Genomic DNA, 18,868 nt, shown 5'->3' with positions numbered 1-18,868 from the left:
GGATCGCCAATGACCGAGGATGTCCTGATTGCAACCGAGGGCGCCGCTGGCCGTCTGTCGCTCAACCGCCCCAAGGCGATCCATGCGCTCAACTTGGACATGGTCCATGCAATGACCGACGCGCTCGTCGCCTGGAAAGACGATGCCGCCGTGCAGGCGGTGCTGCTCGACCATAGCGAAGGGCGCGGCTTCTGCGCCGGGGGCGACATCGCCTTCCTGCGCAATTCGGCGCTGACCGACGACGGCGCCTCGGGTCGCCGCTTCTTCCACGACGAATATCGGCTCAACCACCTGCTCTTCACTTATGCCAAGCCGGTGGTCGCGTTCATGGACGGCATCACCATGGGCGGCGGGGTCGGCATTGCGCTGCCGGCGAAATATCGCGTCGCGACCGAAAATACCCGCCTCGCCATGCCCGAAACGGGGATCGGCCTCTTCCCCGACGTCGGCGGTGGCTGGTATCTGTCGCGGCTCGAAGGGCGCGTGGGGTCCTTCCTCGCGCTGACCGGCGCGCGGCTCGACGGCGCCGAATGCCTCGCGCTCGGCCTCGCGACCCATTATCTCCCGGCGGACAAGCTCGTCGAGGCCAAGGCGCGGATCGCCGAGCACCCCGATCGCATCGCCGGCATTTTGGGCGAATTGTCGGTCACCCCGCCCGAGGCGAAGATCCTCGCGCATATCGCCGACATCAACCGCCTGTTCGCGTCGAACCGGCTCGAGGACATCCTCGCCGCGCTCGAAGCCGACAAGGGCGAATGGGCGGCGAAGGAACTCGCCGCGCTGCGCACCAAATCGCCCCAGACCTGCAAGGTCGCGCTGCGCCAGCTCGCGGATAGCCTTGCTCTGCCCGACTTCGCCGCGAACATGGCGATGGAGTACCGCATCGGCAGCCGCGTGCTCACCCGCCCCGACTTCGCCGAGGGCGTGCGCGCGGTGATCGTGGAAAAGGACAATGCGCCAAAATGGAATCCCGCGACGGCGGAAGGCGTCGGCGACGATCTGATCGCCGCGATCTTCGCGCCGTTGCCCGCCGAAGAAGAATGGAAACCCCTCGCTTAACCTCGTCACCCCGGACTTGATCCGGGGTCCCGCTGCCTCAGCGTCGCCAAGCGGGATGCCGGATCAAGTCCGGCATGATGATAATCCGGAGATAACCGAATGACCTACGAAACCATCATCGTCGAACAGCGCGGCGCCGTCACGCTCGTCACCCTCAACCGCCCGCAGGCGCTCAACGCGCTCAACTCGGGCGTACTCGACGATCTGATCGCCGCCTTCGCCGCTTTCGAAGCCGACGACAGCCAGCGCTGCGCGGTGCTCACCGGCTCGGGCGACAAGGCCTTTGCCGCGGGCGCCGACATCAAGGAAATGGCCGACAAGCCGGCGGCCGATTTCTACCTCGAGGATTTCTTCTCCAAATGGACAAGCGATTTCGTGAAGAAGGTTCGCAAGCCGTGGATCGCCGCAGTCAACGGCTTCGCGCTCGGCGGTGGCTGCGAACTCGCGATGATGGCCGATTTCATCATCGCATCCGAAAAAGCGAAATTCGGCCAGCCCGAAATCAAGCTCGGCGTCGCCCCCGGCATGGGCGGGTCGCAGCGGCTGACCCGCGCGGTCGGCAAGGCGAAGGCGATGGAAATGTGCCTCACCGGCCGCATGATGGACGGTACCGAGGCCGAGCGGTCGGGGCTGGTGGCGCGCGTCGTGCCGCACGAAAACCTGCTGGAGGAAGCGCTCAAGACCGCGACGACGATCGCCTCCATGCCGCCGATGGCCGCGATGGTGAACAAGGACATGGTCAACGCCGCGTTCGAGACCTCGCTCGACCAGGGGCTGATCTACGAACGCCGCCTGTTCCAGATCCTCGCCGCGACCGAGGACAAGGCCGAGGGCATGGCCGCCTTCATCGAGAAACGCGAAGGCGTGTGGAAGGGGCGGTGACCTTCTAAGCCCTCTCCCCTTCAGGGGAGAGGGTTGGGAGAGGGGGACGCAGGCGAGAGCCGCTCTTCATGCCCCTCTCCAACTCCGGCTAGGCGCTTCGCGCCAAGCCTCCATATCCTCTCCCCTGAAGGGGAGAGGGCTCACGGAGAGAGACAATGAAAATCGCCTTTATCGGACTCGGCAACATGGGCGGCGGCATGGCCGCGAACCTCGCAAAGGCGGGGCATGAAGTGCGCGCCTTCGACCTCAGTGAAGAGGCGCGCGCGCGCGCGGTCGAGGCCGGCTGCATAGCTGCCAAGGCTGCAAACTTTGCCGTTCATGGAGCGGATGCCGTGGTAACGATGTTGCCAGCCGGAAAGCATGTCACCCAAGTATATGAAGAGTCGGTGTTTGGGACGGCAGAACCGGGAACCCTTCTACTCGACTGCTCTACGATTGACGTCGAAACGGCTCGGATCAATGTTGCGAATGCCGCTTCATATGATCTCGTCGCGGTCGACGCGCCGGTGTCGGGCGGCATCGCAGCCGCCAACGCCGGCACTTTGACCTTCATGGTCGGCGGCACCGACGAAGGCTTCGCGCGCGCCGAACCGATCCTTGCTGCGATGGGCAAGGCGGTGATCCACGCCGGCGACGCGGGCGCGGGGCAGGGGGCCAAGATCTGCAACAATATGCTGCTCGGCGCCTCGATGATTGCGACGTGCGAAACGCTGGCGCTCGCGCAGAAGCTCGGGCTCGATCCGCAGAAATTCTTCGACATCGCCAGTGTGTCGTCGGGGCAGTGCTGGTCGCTGACCAGCTACGCGCCGCTCCCCGGCGTCGGTCCGGTGACCCCCGCCGACAATGGCTATGCCGGCGGCTTTGCCGCGGCGCTGATGCTCAAGGATCTCCGCCTCGCGATGGAGGCGGCGGCGAGCGTCGACGCCGACGTCCCGATGGGGTCGAAGGCGCGCGAACTCTACGAAGCCTTCGTCGAGGCCGACAAGGACGGCCGCGACTTTTCGGCGATCATCCAGACGTTGCAATCATGATCGTCGCCCCCGCGTAGGCGGGGGCCGTCGGCCACCTTGCTCAGCGCTGCTGCGTAAACCGATAACGGCCCCCGCCTTCGCGGGGGCGACGTGCTGTCAGTAAAAATCCGCCGTCTCGCCGCCGTCCTTGCGGTCGGTGCGATGCACCTGTGTCGGCGCCTTGCGATCGCCGGTGCGAACTTCCAGCCGCCCGTCAACCCGCCGCACCTCGGCCGGTGCGATGATGCGCGCACGCGCGATGCCGGTCGCCGTCGCCTGCGGCGTCGCGGCGGGCGTGGCGGCGGCCGTTCCGGCGAGCAGAAGGACGGCGAGAGCGGACATGGGCGTCATGCTCTGCCCTAACGGCAGATGCTGCCAGCGCTTTAACCCTGAATCGCAAGCCTTCGCTCATGCCTGCGGCGACCCGCAGGCAAAAGAAAGGCCGCCTGCCCCGCGCTGGGACAGACGGCCTGCCTTTCGTGAGCGAAGGGGTTTTAGAAGCCGCTCTTCGCCTCGGCCTTTTCCTTCAGCAGCGGCGCGACCGCGAACCCATGCTTCTCCAGCGCCGCGACGATCTTGTCGGTGCCTTCCAGCCCCGCCCAGAACATCGGGCCGCCGCGATAGACTGGCCAGCCATAGCCATAGATCCACACGACATCGATGTCCGACGCGCGCTGCGCCTTGCCTTCGGCCAGGATCAGCGCGCCTTCGTTGACCATCGGATAAAGCGTGCGCTCGATGATTTCCTGGTCGCTGATCTCGCGCTTCGCCTTGTTCGACTGCTGGCGGAAATCCTCGATGATCGCGGCGGTTTCGGGGCTGGGCGACGGATTGCGCTTTTCGTCATAATCGTAGAAGCCCTTGCCGGTCTTCTGCCCCCAGCGGCCCGCGGCGGCGAGCGCGTCGCGGATGCTTTCGATGCGTGTCGGGTCGCGGTGCCAGCCGATATCGACCCCCGCAAGGTCGCTCATCTGGAATGGCCCCATCGGCATGCCGAAATCGACATGGACCTTGTCGATCTGCTGCGGCGTGGCGCCTTCCATCAGCAGGTTCATCGCCTCGACCTGGCGCGGTTTCAGCATCCGGTTGCCGATGAAGCCGTCGCACACCCCCGCGACCACCGCGACCTTGCCGATCTTCTTGCCGATCGCCATCGCCGTCGCCAGCGCATCGGGTGCGGTCTTGTCGCCGCGCACCACCTCGAGCAGCTTCATGACATTGGCGGGCGAGAAGAAGTGCATGCCGAGCACGTCGCCGGGGCGATTCGTCGCGGTCGCGATCTCGTCGATGTCGAGGTAGGAGGTGTTCGACGCGAGGATCGCGCCGGGCTTCGCAATCTTGTCGAGCTTCGCGAAGATCTCCTTCTTCACGTCCATATTCTCGTAAACCGCCTCGATGATCAGGTCGCAGTCGGCGAGATCGTCGAGATTGAGCGTCGGGGTCAGGATGCCCATCATTTGCTCGACCTGCTCGGGCTTGAAGCGGCCCTTGGCGGCGCTCGCCTCATAGTTCTTGCGGATCACCCCGGTGCCCCGGTCGAGCGCTTCCTGCTGCATCTCGACGATGGTGACGGGGATGCCCTTCTGGAGGAAGTTCATGCTGATGCCGCCGCCCATCGTGCCCGCGCCGATCACGCCGACTTGTCTGACGTCGCGCAGCGCGGTGTCCTTGGGCAGGCCGTCGATCTTCGCGGCCTGGCGCTCGGCAAAGAAGATATGGCGCTGCGCCGCCGACTGGCTGCCGAACATCAGCTTCATGAATTCCTGGCGCTCGAAGGCGAGGCCTTCCTCGAAGGGCAGCCGGGTCGCCGCCTCGACGCAGGCGAGGTTGGCGTAGGGCGCGTCGAAGCCGCGCCAGCGCTTGGCGTTCGCGGTCTTGAGCTGTTCGATGATCGCAACGTCGCCGAACACGGCGCGGTCGCGCGTCGGGCGCGGGCCGTCGGCGATCTTTTCGCGCGCAAAGGCGATCGCATCGGCGGCAAGGCTGTCCTCGCCCGCGAGGGCATCGACCAGGCCGAGCTCCTTCGCCTTGGGCGCGGGAACCGGATCGCCGGTCGAGGTCATCGTCGCCGCGGCCTCGACCCCGACGACGCGCGGCAGGCGCTGGGTGCCGCCGGCGCCGGGCAGCAGGCCGAGCTTGACCTCGGGCACGCCGAGCTTCGCCGAGGGAACCGCGACGCGGTAGTGGCAGACGAGCGCGGTCTCGAGCCCGCCGCCTAGCGCCGTGCCGTGGATTGCGGCGACGACCGGCTTGGTCGCGGCTTCGATGCTGTTGAGCACCGCGTTGAAATCGGGGCCGCGCGGCGGCTTGCCGAACTCGCTGATGTCGGCGCCGGCGATGAAGGTGCCGCCATCGCAGCGCAGCACGATCGCCTTGACGCTGTCGTCGGCGAGCGCGGCGGCGAAGTGATTGGCGAGGCCCTCGCGGACGTGCCAGCTCAGCGCGTTGACCGGCGGGTTGTTAACGATGACGACGGCGACATTGCCGTCCTTCTCCAGCGTGACGCTGTTGGGAGTTTCTTCGGACATGTCAGGCTCCTTAAGAGGGGTCAGTCGTTGAGCGCGGCGTGGACAAAAGTCTTGACCTCGCGCCGCACGGGATAGGTGGAGGATGGCATCAGCTGGGTCATGAAGACCATTGCGAGTTCCTCGACCGGATCGACGAAGAAACCGGTCGAGAACATGCCGCCCCAATAATAATCGCCGACCGACCCGGGGGTCAGCGTCTGCGCCGGCTGTTCGGTCACGGCAAAGCCGAGCCCGAAGCCGACCCCGGCATTCTCGGCCTCCGAAAAGATGCCGACGCTATGCTGGACGAGGTCGCCGCCGCCGACGAGATGGTTCGCGGTCATCAGCGCGAGCGTCTTGCGGCTGACGATGCGGGTGCCGTCGAGCCGCCCGCCGCCGAGCAGCATCAGGCAGAAGCGGTGATAGTCGGCGAGCGTCGAGACCAGCCCGCCGCCGCCCGAATGGAAGCTGCGGTCCTTGGCCCAGCGGCTCGTCGCGCCGCTGTCGAAAATCTTCATCTTCGCCTGCGCGTCGAAGGCATAGGCATCGGCGAGGCGATGCTGCTGGTCGGCGGGTACCTTGAACCCGGTATCGACCATCGCGAGCGGGCCGAAGATGCGCTCCTGCAAAACTTGCGCAAAGGGTTTGCCCTCGATGCGCTCGACCACCGCGCCGAGCACGTCGGTCGCCATCGAATAATTCCAGTGCGCGCCGGGGTCGAACTGCAGCGGGATCTTCGCCAGCCCCTCGATGAAGCTGTCCATCGTATAGGCGGCGTCGAAATCGTCGATCCGCGCCTTGCGATATGCCGCGTCGACCGGGGTGCGCTCCTGGAAGCCATAGGTCAGCCCCGCGGTGTGGCGCAGCAGGTCGACCATGCGGATCGGCGTCGCCGGCGGGCGCGTGACGAAGGGGATGGTGCCGCCGCCCGCGACGAACACGCCGGTGTCCTTGAACTCGGGGCAAAATTTGGCGAGCGGATCGCCGAGCGCGACCTTGCCCTCCTCGACCAGCATCATGAAGGCGATGCTGGTGATCGGCTTGGTCATGCTCGCGATGCGGAAGATCGCATCGTCCTTGAGCGCCTCGCCCGGGCGGCCCTCGCCGACGCAGGACTGGTGCACGACCTCGCCGCGCCGCGATACCAGAGTCGCGGCGTGCGGCAGGCGGCCGGCATCGACATATTTCGCCTTCAGGAAGGCCGGGATGCGATCGAGCCGCGCCTTGTCGAACCCCAAATTGCTGGAACCGCTCACGAAACTCGAACTCCTTCGAGAATGAAGGCGGCCTCGGCGAGCAGCACGGGGTCGATCGCCAGGTCCGCCGCCTTCGCGGTCTCGCGCAGCTGCTCGGGGCGGCTCGCGCCGACGATCGCGCTGGTGATGCCCGGCTGCGCGAGCACCCAGGCGATCGCGAGCTGCGCCATGGTGCAGCCCGCCTTGTCGGCGACCGGCTGCAGCCGCTGCACCGCTTCGAGCACCGGGTCGGTCATATAGAGCTTCATGAAGGCCGCGTCGTCGCCCGCCGCGCGAGTCCCGGCGGGCGGCGCCGAACCGGGCGCATATTTGCCGCTGAGCACCCCCATCGCGAGCGGCGACCAGACGATCTGGCCGATGCTGTTGGCGATGCTGATCGGGATGACCTTCTTTTCGGCGCGCCGATAGAGCAGGCTGTACTGCGGCTGGCTCGACACGAATTTGACATGGCGAGGCGCCAGCGCGACCGCCGCCTCGATCTGCTCGGGCGACCATTCGGAAAAGCCGATCGCGCGCGCCTTGCCGCTGCGCACTACCTCGGAGAGCGCTTCCATCGTCTCCGCGAGCGGGGTGTCGGGATCGTAGCGATGGCATTGATAGAGATCGACATAGTCGGTGCGCAGCCGTGCGAGGCTCGCGTCGATCTGTTTCGCGACCTGCGCCGCCGACAGCCCCCTGTCGGTCTCGGTCATCGGGAAGAAGAGCTTGGTCGCGAGCACATAGCTATCGCGCGGCCGGTCCTCGAGCGCGTCGCCGAGGAAGCTTTCAGCGGCGCCGCGGCCATAGATGTTCGACGTGTCGATGAAGTTGATGCCCGCGTCGAACGCCGCATCGACGCAGGCGCGCCCGGCGCTGTCGTCGACCCCGACCCCGTAAGTGAGCCAGCTGCCGAGGCAGATCGCCGAAACCTCGATCCCGCTGTCGCCAAGCTGCCGATACTGCATCGTGCGCGTCCTTTCGTCAGTGCGAGGTCTGGCCCAAAAGCTGGCGCGTCACCGGGTGCGAGCTGGTCAGCCCGCCGTCGACCGCGATCGCCTGCCCGTTGACATAGCTCGCCTGGTCGCTCGCAAGGAAGAGCGCGACATTCGCCAGTTCCTCGGGCTGCGCCGCGCGCTTCAGTGGATTGAGCTGCCCCAGCTTGTGGGTGACCTCCTTGGCCTTGGCATAGTCGAAGGTCGGCTTGGTCATGCCCGTCTCGGTGAGGCCCGGGCAAATCGCGTTGACGCGCACGCCGCTGGTGGTCAGCTGCTGCGCCGCGGTCTTGGCGAGGTTGATCACCCCCGCCTTCGATGCCGAATAAGCCCCCGGACCCGCGCCCGAATTGATCCCCGCGACGCTCGCGGTCAGCACGATCGCGCCGCCGCGGCCCTGATCGACCATCGCCTTGCCGGCGTGCTTCACCATCAGCGCGGGGCCGATCAGGTTGACGCGCAGGGTCTCGGCCCAGGCGGCGGGGTCGAAATCGAAAATGCCGCCCATGTCGCCGATGATCCCGGCGTTGGCGAAAGCGACGTCGAGCCCGCCATAAGTCTCCTGCGCGGTCGCGACGAGCTTCGCCACATCCCCCTCGATGCCGGCGTCGATCTCCAGCGCGACCGCCTGGCCGCCCGCATCGGTCACCGCCCTGGCGGTGTCGTGCACCGCCGCGGTCTTGTCGCCGAGCACCAGCTTCGCGCCCTCGGCGGCGAAGCGCAGAGCGCTCGCGCGGCCGATCCCCGACCCGGCGCCGGTGATGATCGCGACCTTGCCGTCCAATGCTCCGCTCATACCACCACACCTCCATCCAGCACGACCGTCTGTCCGGTCATGAAACTCGCCGCCTCGGACCCCAGGAACACCGCCGCGCCCGCGATCTCGCGCGGCTCGCCGATACGGCCGAGGCAGGCGTTCGACACCGACGCCTTCAGATTGTCGGGATTTTCCCATAACGCTTTTGCAAAGTCCGTCTTCACCAGCCCCGGCGCGATCGCGTTGATGCGGATGTTCGACGGCCCGAATTCGCGCGCCAGATTCTTGACCATCTGGATGTCGGCCGCCTTGGTGATCGCGTAGGTGCCGATGATCGCGGTCCCGCGCAGGCCGCCGATCGACGAGACGAGGATGATCGACCCCGCCCGGCGTTCGCGCATGCCGGGCACGACCATCGTGATCAGCCAGTGCTGCGCGACGATATTATGGTCAAGCGTCTTGCGCAGCGCCTCGTCGCTGATCGTCTCCATCGGGCCGTAATGCGGGTTCGACGCGGCGTTGCAGACGAGGATGTCTACGGGTCCGAAAGCGGCGCGCCCGGCGTCGACCATCGCCTGCAGCGATTCCTTCGACGACAGGCTCGACGACACCGCGATCGCATGGCCGGGATGTTTGGCGTTGATCGCCGCCGCGACCTCTTCGCACGGTTCCAGATTGCGGCTGGTGATCACTACCTTCGCGCCATGATCGGCATATTCCTCGGCGATCGCGCGCCCGATGCCGCGCGACGATCCGGTGACGATCGCGACCTTGCCGCTCAGGTCGAACAGGCTCATGCGCCGGCCTTTCGGGCAAAATCCCACGCCTTTTCGGCGAGCGGACGGACGCGTTCGGACATGTCCTTCGCGTGCTGCGACGAGGCGGTACCCTCGATCACGCGCTTCTTGATGCCCTGGATGATCCCCGCGAGCCGGAAGAAGTTGTACGCGAAATACCAGTTCATGTCGGGCACGCCGTCGCGACCGGTGGCGGCGCAATAACGCTCGACCATCTCGTCGAGCTCGGGAATGCCCAGCACCTTGCGGTCGAGATCCTCGACCCCCGAGCGTCCGCCGTTTTCGGTCACCCACGCCATCGCGACATAGGTGAAATCGGCGAGCGGATCGCCAAGCGTCGACAACTCCCAGTCGAGCACCGCGAGCACTTGCGGCCGGTCCTTCGCGAAGATCATATTGTCGATGCGGTAATCGCCATGGACGACGCTGGTGCGCGTCTGCTCGGGCAAGGTCGCGGGCAGCCAGGCGATCAGCTGCTCCATCTCGTCCATCGTCTCGGTTTCGGAGAGGCGGTATTGCTTGGTCCAGCGGTCGACCTGGCGGCCGAAATAATTGCCCGGCTTGCCGAAATCGCTGAGGCCTGCGGCTTCGACATCGACGCTGTGCAGCGCCGCGAGCGTGTCGATCATCGCTTCATAGGTCGCGCGGCGGTTTTCCGGCGTCGACCCCGGCATCGCGCCGTCCCAGATCGTGTGGCCGTCGACCATGGACATCACATAGAACCAGCTGCCGACGACGCCGTCGTCGATGCACAGGCCATATTGGCGCGCGACGGGGAAGCCCATCTTGTGGAGCCCCGCCTGCACCTTATACTCGCGGTCGACCGCATGCGCCGAGGGGAGCAGCGGGCCATAGGGCTTGCGGCGGAGGACATAATTGCCCGACGGCGCCGAAATCTTGTAGGTCGGGTTCGACTGGCCGCCGGCGAACTTGCCCTGCGTCAGCGGTCCCTCGAAGCCCTCGACATGCGCTGCCATCCACACGGTCAGCCTCGCTTCGTCGAGGATGTCGGCGCCCTCGGGCGCGACGGTGCCGCTGAAAGCCTTTTGCGCGTCGAGCGTCATTGGTCGAACACGATCACCGACCGCGCGGCATCGCCCCTCTTCATCGCTTCGAACCCTTCGTTGACCCTCTCGAGCGGAATCGTCTCGGCGACGATGCTGTCGAGGTCGAGCAGGCCGCGCAGGTAAAAATCGACAAGGCGCGGGATATCGACGGGGAAGCGGTTGCCCCCCATGATCGCGCCCTGCAACTTCTTGCCGCTGAGCAGGTCCATCGCCGACAGGCCGACCTTCTCCGAAAGCGGCATCATGCCGAGGATCGTCGCGGTGCCGCCGCGGCGCAGCGACGCGACCGCGAGGCTCGCCGAGGCCGGACGTCCGACGGCTTCGATCGCATGGTCGACGCCGCCCTTGCTTATCTCGAGGATCTGTTTCGCGGCATCGGCGTCCATCGCATCGACGACGTCGGTCGCGCCGAGCTTGATCGCCAGCGCGCGCTTCTCGGGCACCGGGTCGGCGGCGATGATCCGCCCCGCGCCCGCGATCTTCGCGGCGTTGATCGTCGCGAGCCCGACCCCGCCGCAACCGACGACGACGACGGTCTCGCCCGGGGTCACCTTGCACGCGTTGAAGATCGTCCCCGCGCCGGTGGTCACCGCGCAGCCGATCACCGCGGCGCGGTCGAGCGGCATCTCGGGGTCGATCGCGACGCACGCATGTTCGTGGACGAGCATCGTCTCGGCAAAAGCGCTGAGGTTGAGCATCTGGTTGACGACGCTGCCGTCGGGGCGCGTGATCCGCGGCGGCTGGCCCGGCGCGCGGCGCGTGTCGCCGCCCATGCACAGCGACATCCGGCCGCTGACGCAAAATTCGCAGTGGCCGCAGAAGGCACTGAGGCAGGTCACGACCGCGTCGCCGACCTTGACCGTGCGCACTTCGCTGCCGACCGCCTCGACGATGCCCGCCGCCTCATGGCCGGGAATGGCCGGAAGGGGGTGCGGATAGGCGCCGTCGATGAAATGCAGGTCCGAATGGCACAGGCCGCACGCCGCGGTGCGGATGCGCACCTCGTGCGGGCCGCAGTCGGCGATCTGGACGGTCTCGATCGACAGCGGCTGGCCGGCTTCGATCAGGATGGCGGCTTTGGTCATTCAAGTCTCCGTACAGTCCCCCTCCCGCTCGCGGGAGGGGCTAGGGGAGGGAGTGTCTCGACGCCGAAGCAGGAACAGGCCCTCCCCCGGCCCCTCCCGCGAGCGGAAGGGGAGAAAGATCAGCGCGAAACGCCGATATCGCCCGACGAGAAGCCCGGCTCGCTCGCCTCGCTGTGCTTGGCGAATTCGATCCGCGCGATCGCGCGTTCGTGGACCTCGTCGGGACCGTCGGCCAGGCGCAGCGTGCGCTGGTGCGCATAGGCCTTGGCCAGCCCGAAATCCTCCGACACGCCGCCGGCGCCATGCGCCTGGATCGCATCGTCGATGATCGAGAGCGCCATGTTCGGCGCCTGCACCTTGATCATCGCGATCTCGGCCGCGGCCGACTTGTTGCCGACCTTGTCCATCATGTCGGCGGCCTTGAGGCAGAGCAGGCGCGTCATCTCGATGTCGATGCGCGCGCGCGCCAGGCGATGTTCCCAGATGCTGTATTCGGCGATCTTCTTGCCGAAGGCGACGCGCGACTGCAGCCGCTTCGCCATCTTGGCGATCGCTTCCTCGGCGACGCCGATCGTACGCATGCAGTGGTGGATGCGGCCCGGCCCGAGGCGCCCCTGCGCGATCTCGAAACCGCGGCCCTCGCCGAGCAGCATCGCTTCCTCGGCGTTGACGCGGACGTCCTTGAGCTCGATTTCCATATGGCCGTGCGGCGCATCGTCGTACCCGAAGACGGGCAGGTGGCGCTTGATGGTCACGCCGGGGGCGTTCAGCGGCATCAGCACCATCGACTGCTGCGCGTGGCGCTTCGCGGCAAAGTCGGTCTTGCCCATCACGATCGCGATTTCGCAGCGCGGATCGCCCGCGCCCGACGACCACCATTTGGTGCCGTTGATGACATAATCGTCGCCGTCGCGCTCGATCCGCGTCTCGATGTTGGTCGCGTCGGACGAGGCGACCGCGGGCTCGGTCATCAGGAAAGCCGAACGGATCTGGCCGTTCATCAGGCGGCCGAGATATTTTTCCTTCTGCGCGCGCGTGCCGTAGCGGTGGAACACTTCCATGTTGCCGGTGTCGGGCGCCGAGCAGTTGAACACCTCGCTCGCAAAGCCGACGCGGCCCATTTCCTCGGCGCACAGCGCATATTCGAGGTTGGTGAGGCCCGGGCCTTCGAACTCGAAACTCTCGTCGACATGGTGGTGCGCGCCGCTGCGCGGCGGCATGAACAGGTTCCAGATGCCCGCGGCCTTCGCCTCGGCCTTCAGATCCTCGACGATCTGGATCACCTTCCAGCGGTCGCCCGCCGCGTCCTGCTCATAATAGGTCGGCACCGCGGGGCGGACCTTGCGCTCGATGAATTCGCGCACGCGGCCCTGCCAATATTTCTGCCGTTCGGTGAGGTCGAAATCCATCAGAGCATCCTTTCCCTTTACGTTTACGTAAGCCATTGGACCGATTCGGCCGCGCTGCCAAGTCCCGCAGCCCTAAAATTACACCCTTTCGCCGCGGCGCGCATTTTTCCGTTACGGATGCGCGCCGCTCGCGTCGGGCTCGGCGCGCGCCACATCGTCGAGCAGCGCCAGCCGCGCCTCGTGATCGGCGCGCGAGATCGGGAATTGCCGCGTCACGACCAGCCCCATCAGGCCGATGACCAGCACCGCGAGCATATAGCCCCAGGCGAGGTTGGTGAGCACCTCGACGCCGACCTCGCCGGGCTTGGCGGCGGCCGGAAAGGCGGCGAAGGACAGGATCTGCCCGGCGATGAAGATGCCGATGCCGGTCGCGCATTTCTGCATGAAGAAATAGCCCGCGAAAAACAGCCCCTCCGACCGACGGCCGGTCTCGCTCTGCGATGCTTCGACGACATCGGCCATCATCGACGAGGAGAGGATCATCAGGATGATCGCGAAGGTGTTGGAGACAAAGACGAGCGCGAACATCGCCTCGACCGCGGGTTTACCGGGCAGGCCGGGGAAGACGCCCTGGATCCAGGTGAAATACATGGCCGTGTTGACGAGCAGCGTAATCGCGCCCGCAAGGATCGCGCCCTCGCGCTTGCCGAGCCACGCCGACAGCGGCGCGACGAGCAGGAAGGCGGCGATCATCGTCCCGAACAGCAGGAAGACATAGGCGATCATCTCGCCCTGATCGAACTTCCAGAAGAAGCCGAGCATATAATTGGTCATCGAGAAGGTGATGCCCTGGTTGATGAAGCCGAACAGCGCGGCGAAGATCAGCCACAGGAAGGCGCGGTTCGACAGCGTCTTCTTCATCTCGCGCAATATGTCGCCGAGGCTGCCCGCGGGCTTCGCATCGGCCAGGTTCGACACCGCGATCCTTTTGTGCTGCCCCGCGGCCGAGATCATCACCGCGCCCGCCATCATCAGCGCGCCGGTCAGCGCATAGGGGAAATAGCCGGCGGGATCGACGAGCCCCTTCGGCCCGCCGAAAAACACCCCATAGGCAAGCAGCAGGATCAGCAGCCCGCCGCCCCAGCCGAACAGGAAACGATAGCGCATCACCACCGTGCGCTCGTCATAATCGGCGGTCAGTTCGGGCACGATCGCGACCGAGGGCACCTCGCACATCGACACCAGCGCGCGGACGATGATCGCAAAGCCGATCAGCCAGCCGACCGTCGCCGCGTCGCTCATCTCGGGCGGGCTCCACAGCAGCATCCACATCACCGCAAGCGGGATCGGCGCGCCGTAGAGCCAGGGCAGGCGCCGGCCCCAACGGCTGCGCGTGCGGTCGGTCAGCTCGCCGATCACCGGATCGACCAGCGCGTCGGCGAACAGCGCGACCATGATTGCGGCGCCGACGACCCCCGCGTCGAGCCCGATCACCTGATTGTAGAAGAGCAGCAGGAAGGTCGCGAAACCATTGTCCTTGACGCCATAGGCGATGCTGCCGAGCCCGTGCGTGGCCTTCAGCCAGACGGGCAGGCGCTTCGCGTCGGGCACGGCCTTGGCGGCCGCGGTCACGCCGGCGCTCCCGCCTTCGCCGCCTCCTCCATCGCGACCAGCGCGTCGAACATGCCCGGGGTCTCCTTGTCCCACGCATGGCGCTGGCCGATCGTCAGCCCGCCGTCGACCAGCAGGTGCGTGCCGGTCATGAACGAGGATTCCTCGCTCGCCAGATAGGCGACGGCATTGGCGATATCCTCGGGCTGGCCGCCGCGCGCGACGGGCTGCGCCTGCGCGCTCATTCCCGCGATGATCGCATTCGCCTCGCCTTTCATCGCGTCGGGCACGTCGAGCGATGCGGTGAAGATATTGGTGTTGATGAAGCCCGGGCAAATCGCGTTCACGCGGATGCCGTACTGCGCCAGATCGGTCGCCGCGACCTTGCTGAGGTGCAGCACGCCCGCCTTTGCGACGGCATAGGCGATCGGCGAATAGCCCGCGCCCAGCGCCGCGACGCTCGCGGTGTTGATGATCGACGCGCCCTTGCGCCCCTTCATGTGCGGCGCGGCGTAACGGATGCCCATCGCGACCGATTTCAGCACCAGGTCCATCGTGCGGTCCCAGCCTTCGGGGCTGATCTCGTCGATCGGCGCGCGGTCGCCGCCCGCGGCGGCGTTGTTGAAGACGATGTCGATCCCGCCGCCGCGCGCCGCGGCGGTGTCCATCAATATCTCGATGTCGGCGGGGCGCGTGACGTCGCAGGGGACGAAGTCGATCTTGCCGTTCGACGATGCGGCGAGCGCCTGGCCCCCCGCGAGGTCGATGTCGGCGGCGAAGACGTGCGCGCCCTCGCTCGCCAGTTTCAGCACCGCGGCCTTGCCGATGCCCGATGCCGCGCCGGTGACCACGGCGACCTTGCCTGCGAATCGCATATCCTCTGCTCCCGTTTTCTTTTGCCACTCAGCTTAGGCGCGTGGGAAAGCGCGTCAACGCCCGGCAATCCGACGCTACGGCGCCGTAACGGCAGGTCGGCCTGCCCAAGTTGACGCTTGCGTAAACTAGCCGACTCCCCCTAATTTGCGGACCGGAAGAGGAGCCCCTGCGATGAGCGATCTTGACGCTTTCCGCGCCGACGTGCGCGCCTGGTTGGAAGAAAATTGCCCCCCCGAAATGCGCGAACCCGTCCGCGACGAGGACGATGTCTGCTGGGGCGGGCGCAAGTTCCAGTTCAAGAATGAGGCGCAACGGCTGTGGCTCGAACGCTGCGTCGCCAGGGGCTATACCGTGCCCGACTGGCCGCAGGCCTATGGCGGCGCCGGGCTGACCCCCGAGCAGACCAAGGTCTTCAAACAGGAGATGGCGCGCATCAACGCCCGCCCGCCGCTGCAGAGCTTCGGCATCTGGATGCTCGGCCCTGCGCTGCTGCAATTCGGCACCGAGGAGCAGAAGGTCCATTATCTCGGCGAAATCGCGCGCGGCGAAATCCGCTGGTGCCAGGGCTATAGCGAGCCCGGCTCGGGCAGTGACCTCGTCAGCCTGCAGACCTTCGGCGAGGAAGTTTCTGACCCAGTGGGGGGCGACCATTGGGTCGTCAACGGGTCGAAGATCTGGACGAGCTATGCCGACAAGGCCGACTGGATCTTCTGCCTCGTCCGCACCGACAAGGCGAATAAATATCAGGGCATCACCTTCATGCTCTTCGACATGGCGAGCAAGGGCGTCACGACCAAGCCGATCCTGCTGATCAGCGGCAACTCGCCCTTCTGCGAAACCTTCTTCGATGATGTCGAAGTGCCGAAGACGCAGTTCATCGGCGAGATCAACCGCGGCTGGGACGTCGCCAAATATCTGCTCGGCCACGAGCGCGAGATGATCTCGGGCGGCGGCGCGGGCGGCGACATGGTCAGCATCGGCGGCGCCTTTGCCAAGGCGTTCGGCAAGAATGCGGCGGGCGAACTCGACGACCCGATCCTGCGCGCCGAAATGGCGGCGTTCGACGTCGACGTCTTCGCCTATCGCGCGATGGGCGAGCGCTTCATGGACATGTGGAAGACCGGCCGCGCGCATCCCGCCTCGTCGAACATGATGAAATATGTCGGCACCGAGCTCAACAAGCGGCGCCACGAACTCGTCATGTCGGGCGGCGGCAGCGAAGCGCTCGAATGGGACAGCGAAGAGACCAAGGGCGGCGCACGGGCGCGCGGCTGGCTGCGCACCAAGGCCAATTCGATCGAAGGCGGGACGAGCGAAGTCATGCTCAACGTCATCGCCAAGCGCATCCTGGATTTGCCGGGGGCGTGAAGAAACCAACCCCTCCTCTGAAGAGGAGGGGCAGCGAGACTTGCGAGCTTGCTCGCTAGTCGCAGCGGGGTGGTGTTCCTGCACCGGCGTCCACCACCCCAACCCCTCCTCTGAAGAGGAGGGGCTTAGGAGAGACAAAATGCCGCTCTATCACAATGACGACCAGGCGATGCTCAAGGACAGCGTCGCGCCCTTCGTGGCCGAACAGGCGCCGGTGTCGCATCTGCGCAAACTGCGCGACAGCGCCGACGCGACGGGTTTCTCGCGCGAACTCTGGACGCAGTTCACCGAAATGGGCCTGCCCGGCATGCTCGTTCCCGAGGCCCACGGCGGCCTCGGCATGGGGCATATGGAGGCGGGCATCGTGCTCGAGGAAATCGGCCGCAACCTCACCCCGTCGCCCTTCCTGTCGACCAGCGTCGGCGCCGTCGCCGCGCTAGGGAAGGCGGGCGGCACGCAGGCGGGCCGCTGGCTCCCCGCGATTGCGTCGGGTGAGGCGATCATCGCGCTCGCGATCGACGAGGGCGCGAAGCACCGCCCCGACCGCATCGCGACCAGCGCCACGCGCAGCGGCAACGGCTTCCGCCTCGACGGCAAGAAAAGCTTCGTGCTCCACGGCCATGTCGCCGACATGAGCATCGTCGCGGCAAAGACCGACGGGGGCATCACTTTGTTCGCGGTGCCGAAGGACGCAAAAGGCCTCACCGCCGATCCGCGCCGTCTGGTCGATTCCAGCCTCGCGAGCCATGTCACGCTCGACGGTGTCGAGGTCGATGCCGACGCGGTGATCGGCGAGGTCGATGCTGGCGGCGAGATCCTCGACGCTTTGCTCGCCGCGACGCGTACCGGTGCCGCCGCCGAAATGGTCGGCGTCGGGCAGGGCGCGATGGATATGACCGTCACCTACCTCAAGGAACGCAAGCAGTTCGGCAAGCTGATCGGCGAGTTCCAGGGCCTTCAGCACCGCGCGGCGCATCTCTATGGCGAGATGGAAGTCGCGCGCGCCACGGTGATGAAGGCGCAGCAATTGCTCGACGAAGGCAATCCGGGCGCGAAGCTGATGGTCTCGGTCGCGAAAGCGAAGGCCGGCCGCGCCGCCAATCTCGCGGTGCGCGAAGGGGTGCAGATGCACGGCGGCATCGGCATGACCGACGAATATGACATCGGCCTCTATATGAAACGCGACCGCGCGCTCGCCGAATATATGGGCGACGTGCATTATCACATCGACCAGGTTGCGCGCATGAACGGGTACTGACTTTCCGAAACCCCTCCTCTTCAGAGGAGGGGCAGTGAGACTTGCGAGCTCGCTCGCTAGTCGCAACGGGGTGGTGATAACCGCACCGGCCTCCACCACCCCAACCCCTCCTCTGAAGAGGAGGGGCTTTAAGGGAGAAAACCCAATGAATCTTCAGGACATGTTCGGCCTCGACGGCCGCATCGCGCTCGTCACCGGCGGCTCGCGCGGCATCGGCAAGATGATCGTCGAGGGCTATCTCGCCGCGGGCGCGGCGCGCGTTTACATCTCGGCGCGCAAGAGCGCGCAGATCGAGGAAGCCGTCGCCGATTTCGAGACGCGCTATCCGGGCAAGGTGATCGGCCTCCCCGTCGATCTCGCGACCGTCGAGGGCTGCCGCGCGCTCGCCAAGGAACTCGAGGCGCGCGAGGAACGCCTCGACATCCTCGTCAACAATGCCGGCGCCGCCTGGGGCGAACCCTTCGAGGGCTTTCCCGAGGCGGGCTGGGACAAGGTGATGGACATCAACGTCAAATCGCCCTTCTTCCTGACCCAGGCGCTGCACGGATTGCTCAAGGCCGGCGGCACCGCCGACCGCCCCGCCAAGGTCATCAACATCGGCTCGATCGACGGCATGCGGCTCAACCCGTGGGAAACCTACAGCTACCACGCGTCGAAGGCCGCGATCCTGTACCTTACCAAGCGCATGGCGGCGCGGCTGGTTACCGACCATATCCTCGTCACCGCGATTGCGCCCGGCGCTTTCCAGTCGGACATGAACAAGGCCGCGCGCGACCATGGCGACGCGGTGGCAAAGAGCATCCCGGTCAAGCGCATCGGCGTCCCCGAGGATATGGCGGGCGCCGCGATCTTCCTCGCGTCGAAGGCGGGCGACTATGTCGTCGGCGACACGATCACCGTCGACGGCGGGCTGGTCCACGGCGATCTGAAGACCAGCATCGACGCATAACTTAAGCCCCTCCCCTTTAGGGGAGGGGTTGGGGTGGGGTCTGTCGAGTTTGCGCTACGCCGCGAA

Annotated in this window: 16 protein-coding genes and 1 pseudogene; 6 read left to right on the top strand and 11 right to left on the bottom strand. The window is 66.3% G+C overall.

Annotated features, from left to right (window positions below; translation table 11 throughout):
* Positions 1–9 precede the first annotated feature (9 nt).
* The 3 genes and pseudogenes from AC1RNQ_RS04045 to mmsB all read left to right on the top strand — a co-directional run.
* Positions 10–1,059, top strand: coding sequence for an enoyl-CoA hydratase/isomerase family protein (locus tag AC1RNQ_RS04045; protein WP_493169130.1), 1,050 nt, complete (start codon positions 10–12; stop codon positions 1,057–1,059).
* Between the two features lie 99 nt (positions 1,060–1,158).
* Positions 1,159–1,941: an enoyl-CoA hydratase-related protein gene (locus AC1RNQ_RS04040; RefSeq protein ID WP_493169128.1), complete on the top strand. Its 783-nt coding sequence runs from the start codon at positions 1,159–1,161 to the stop codon at positions 1,939–1,941.
* A gap of 152 nt (positions 1,942–2,093) precedes the next feature.
* Positions 2,094–2,972: pseudogene (gene mmsB, locus AC1RNQ_RS04035) on the top strand (3-hydroxyisobutyrate dehydrogenase); the annotation flags it as partial.
* A 96-nt stretch (positions 2,973–3,068) separates the two neighbouring features.
* On the opposite strand, the gene AC1RNQ_RS04030 reads toward mmsB, so the two are convergent.
* The 11 genes from AC1RNQ_RS04030 to AC1RNQ_RS03980 form a co-directional block, all read right to left on the bottom strand.
* Positions 3,069–3,293, bottom strand: a complete 225-nt coding sequence (locus AC1RNQ_RS04030) for a hypothetical protein (protein ID WP_493169126.1) — start codon at positions 3,291–3,293, stop codon at positions 3,069–3,071.
* A 152-nt stretch (positions 3,294–3,445) separates the two neighbouring features.
* Positions 3,446–5,479 carry a 3-hydroxyacyl-CoA dehydrogenase NAD-binding domain-containing protein gene (locus AC1RNQ_RS04025; RefSeq protein WP_493169125.1) on the bottom strand — a complete coding sequence of 678 codons (2,034 nt, stop codon included), beginning with the start codon at positions 5,477–5,479 and terminating at the stop codon, positions 3,446–3,448.
* A 20-nt stretch (positions 5,480–5,499) separates the two neighbouring features.
* Positions 5,500–6,714 (bottom strand): serine hydrolase domain-containing protein, encoded by a 1,215-nt coding sequence (locus AC1RNQ_RS04020; RefSeq protein WP_493169124.1) that lies wholly within the window; start codon positions 6,712–6,714, stop codon positions 5,500–5,502.
* Positions 6,711–7,658 (bottom strand): aldo/keto reductase family protein, encoded by a 948-nt coding sequence (locus AC1RNQ_RS04015; protein WP_493169122.1) that lies wholly within the window; start codon positions 7,656–7,658, stop codon positions 6,711–6,713. Before AC1RNQ_RS04015 ends, AC1RNQ_RS04020 begins: the two co-directional genes overlap by 4 nt.
* Positions 7,659–7,674: 16 nt before the next feature.
* Complete coding sequence (locus tag AC1RNQ_RS04010; protein WP_493169120.1) at positions 7,675–8,481, bottom strand: SDR family NAD(P)-dependent oxidoreductase; 807 nt, start codon at positions 8,479–8,481, stop codon at positions 7,675–7,677.
* Positions 8,478–9,239: an SDR family oxidoreductase gene (locus tag AC1RNQ_RS04005; protein WP_493169119.1), complete on the bottom strand. Its 762-nt coding sequence runs from the start codon at positions 9,237–9,239 to the stop codon at positions 8,478–8,480. Before AC1RNQ_RS04005 ends, AC1RNQ_RS04010 begins: the two co-directional genes overlap by 4 nt.
* Entirely contained in the window at positions 9,236–10,303 is a 1,068-nt protein-coding gene (locus AC1RNQ_RS04000; RefSeq protein WP_493169117.1) for a phosphotransferase family protein, read from the bottom strand. The genes AC1RNQ_RS04005 and AC1RNQ_RS04000 overlap by 4 nt, the downstream gene beginning before the upstream one ends.
* Complete coding sequence (locus AC1RNQ_RS03995) at positions 10,300–11,391, bottom strand: Zn-dependent alcohol dehydrogenase (protein WP_493169116.1); 1,092 nt, start codon at positions 11,389–11,391, stop codon at positions 10,300–10,302. The genes AC1RNQ_RS04000 and AC1RNQ_RS03995 overlap by 4 nt, the downstream gene beginning before the upstream one ends.
* Before the next feature lie 119 nt (positions 11,392–11,510).
* The gene (locus AC1RNQ_RS03990; RefSeq protein ID WP_493169114.1) at positions 11,511–12,800 is read right to left on the bottom strand and encodes an acyl-CoA dehydrogenase family protein; all 1,290 of its coding nucleotides are present in this window, start codon (positions 12,798–12,800) and stop codon (positions 11,511–11,513) included.
* Between the two features lie 111 nt (positions 12,801–12,911).
* Positions 12,912–14,372 carry an MFS transporter gene (locus tag AC1RNQ_RS03985; protein WP_493169113.1) on the bottom strand — a complete coding sequence of 487 codons (1,461 nt, stop codon included), beginning with the start codon at positions 14,370–14,372 and terminating at the stop codon, positions 12,912–12,914.
* Positions 14,369–15,226: an SDR family NAD(P)-dependent oxidoreductase gene (locus AC1RNQ_RS03980; protein ID WP_493169111.1), complete on the bottom strand. Its 858-nt coding sequence runs from the start codon at positions 15,224–15,226 to the stop codon at positions 14,369–14,371. The genes AC1RNQ_RS03985 and AC1RNQ_RS03980 overlap by 4 nt, the downstream gene beginning before the upstream one ends.
* A 172-nt stretch (positions 15,227–15,398) precedes the next feature.
* Here AC1RNQ_RS03980 and AC1RNQ_RS03975 point away from each other — a divergent pair, with 172 nt between their 5' ends.
* The 3 genes from AC1RNQ_RS03975 to AC1RNQ_RS03965 all read left to right on the top strand — a co-directional run bounded on the left by AC1RNQ_RS03975 (position 15,399) and on the right by AC1RNQ_RS03965 (position 18,802).
* Positions 15,399–16,595, top strand: coding sequence for an acyl-CoA dehydrogenase family protein (locus tag AC1RNQ_RS03975; RefSeq protein ID WP_493169110.1), 1,197 nt, complete (start codon positions 15,399–15,401; stop codon positions 16,593–16,595).
* A gap of 139 nt (positions 16,596–16,734) precedes the next feature.
* A complete protein-coding gene (locus AC1RNQ_RS03970) occupies positions 16,735–17,853 on the top strand; it encodes an acyl-CoA dehydrogenase family protein (protein WP_493169108.1) in 1,119 nt (372 codons plus the stop codon).
* A 145-nt stretch (positions 17,854–17,998) separates the two neighbouring features.
* Positions 17,999–18,802, top strand: a complete 804-nt coding sequence (locus AC1RNQ_RS03965; RefSeq protein WP_493169106.1) for an SDR family oxidoreductase — start codon at positions 17,999–18,001, stop codon at positions 18,800–18,802.
* The last annotated feature ends 66 nt before the right edge of the window (positions 18,803–18,868 follow it).

The organism is Sphingopyxis sp. GW821-FHT12F08 (assembly GCF_058806755.1).
This window is presented reverse-complemented; position numbering and strand designations above follow the sequence as displayed.

What these genes read in the sequence shown, in the direction of transcription:
- AC1RNQ_RS04045 (WP_493169130.1), top strand. Translation starts at nt 10, where the DNA reads ATGACCGAGGATGTCCTGATTGCAACCGAGGGCGCCGCTGGCCGTCTG.
- AC1RNQ_RS04040 (WP_493169128.1), top strand. Translation starts at nt 1,159, where the DNA reads ATGACCTACGAAACCATCATCGTCGAACAGCGCGGCGCCGTCACGCTC.
- AC1RNQ_RS04030 (WP_493169126.1), bottom strand. Translation starts at nt 3,293, where the DNA reads ATGTCCGCTCTCGCCGTCCTTCTGCTCGCCGGAACGGCCGCCGCCACG.
- AC1RNQ_RS04025 (WP_493169125.1), bottom strand. Translation starts at nt 5,479, where the DNA reads ATGTCCGAAGAAACTCCCAACAGCGTCACGCTGGAGAAGGACGGCAAT.
- AC1RNQ_RS04015 (WP_493169122.1), bottom strand. Translation starts at nt 7,658, where the DNA reads ATGCAGTATCGGCAGCTTGGCGACAGCGGGATCGAGGTTTCGGCGATC.
- AC1RNQ_RS04010 (WP_493169120.1), bottom strand. Translation starts at nt 8,481, where the DNA reads ATGAGCGGAGCATTGGACGGCAAGGTCGCGATCATCACCGGCGCCGGG.
- AC1RNQ_RS04005 (WP_493169119.1), bottom strand. Translation starts at nt 9,239, where the DNA reads ATGAGCCTGTTCGACCTGAGCGGCAAGGTCGCGATCGTCACCGGATCG.
- AC1RNQ_RS04000 (WP_493169117.1), bottom strand. Translation starts at nt 10,303, where the DNA reads ATGACGCTCGACGCGCAAAAGGCTTTCAGCGGCACCGTCGCGCCCGAG.
- AC1RNQ_RS03995 (WP_493169116.1), bottom strand. Translation starts at nt 11,391, where the DNA reads ATGACCAAAGCCGCCATCCTGATCGAAGCCGGCCAGCCGCTGTCGATC.
- AC1RNQ_RS03990 (WP_493169114.1), bottom strand. Translation starts at nt 12,800, where the DNA reads ATGGATTTCGACCTCACCGAACGGCAGAAATATTGGCAGGGCCGCGTG.
- AC1RNQ_RS03980 (WP_493169111.1), bottom strand. Translation starts at nt 15,226, where the DNA reads ATGCGATTCGCAGGCAAGGTCGCCGTGGTCACCGGCGCGGCATCGGGC.
- AC1RNQ_RS03975 (WP_493169110.1), top strand. Translation starts at nt 15,399, where the DNA reads ATGAGCGATCTTGACGCTTTCCGCGCCGACGTGCGCGCCTGGTTGGAA.
- AC1RNQ_RS03970 (WP_493169108.1), top strand. Translation starts at nt 16,735, where the DNA reads ATGCCGCTCTATCACAATGACGACCAGGCGATGCTCAAGGACAGCGTC.
- AC1RNQ_RS03965 (WP_493169106.1), top strand. Translation starts at nt 17,999, where the DNA reads ATGAATCTTCAGGACATGTTCGGCCTCGACGGCCGCATCGCGCTCGTC.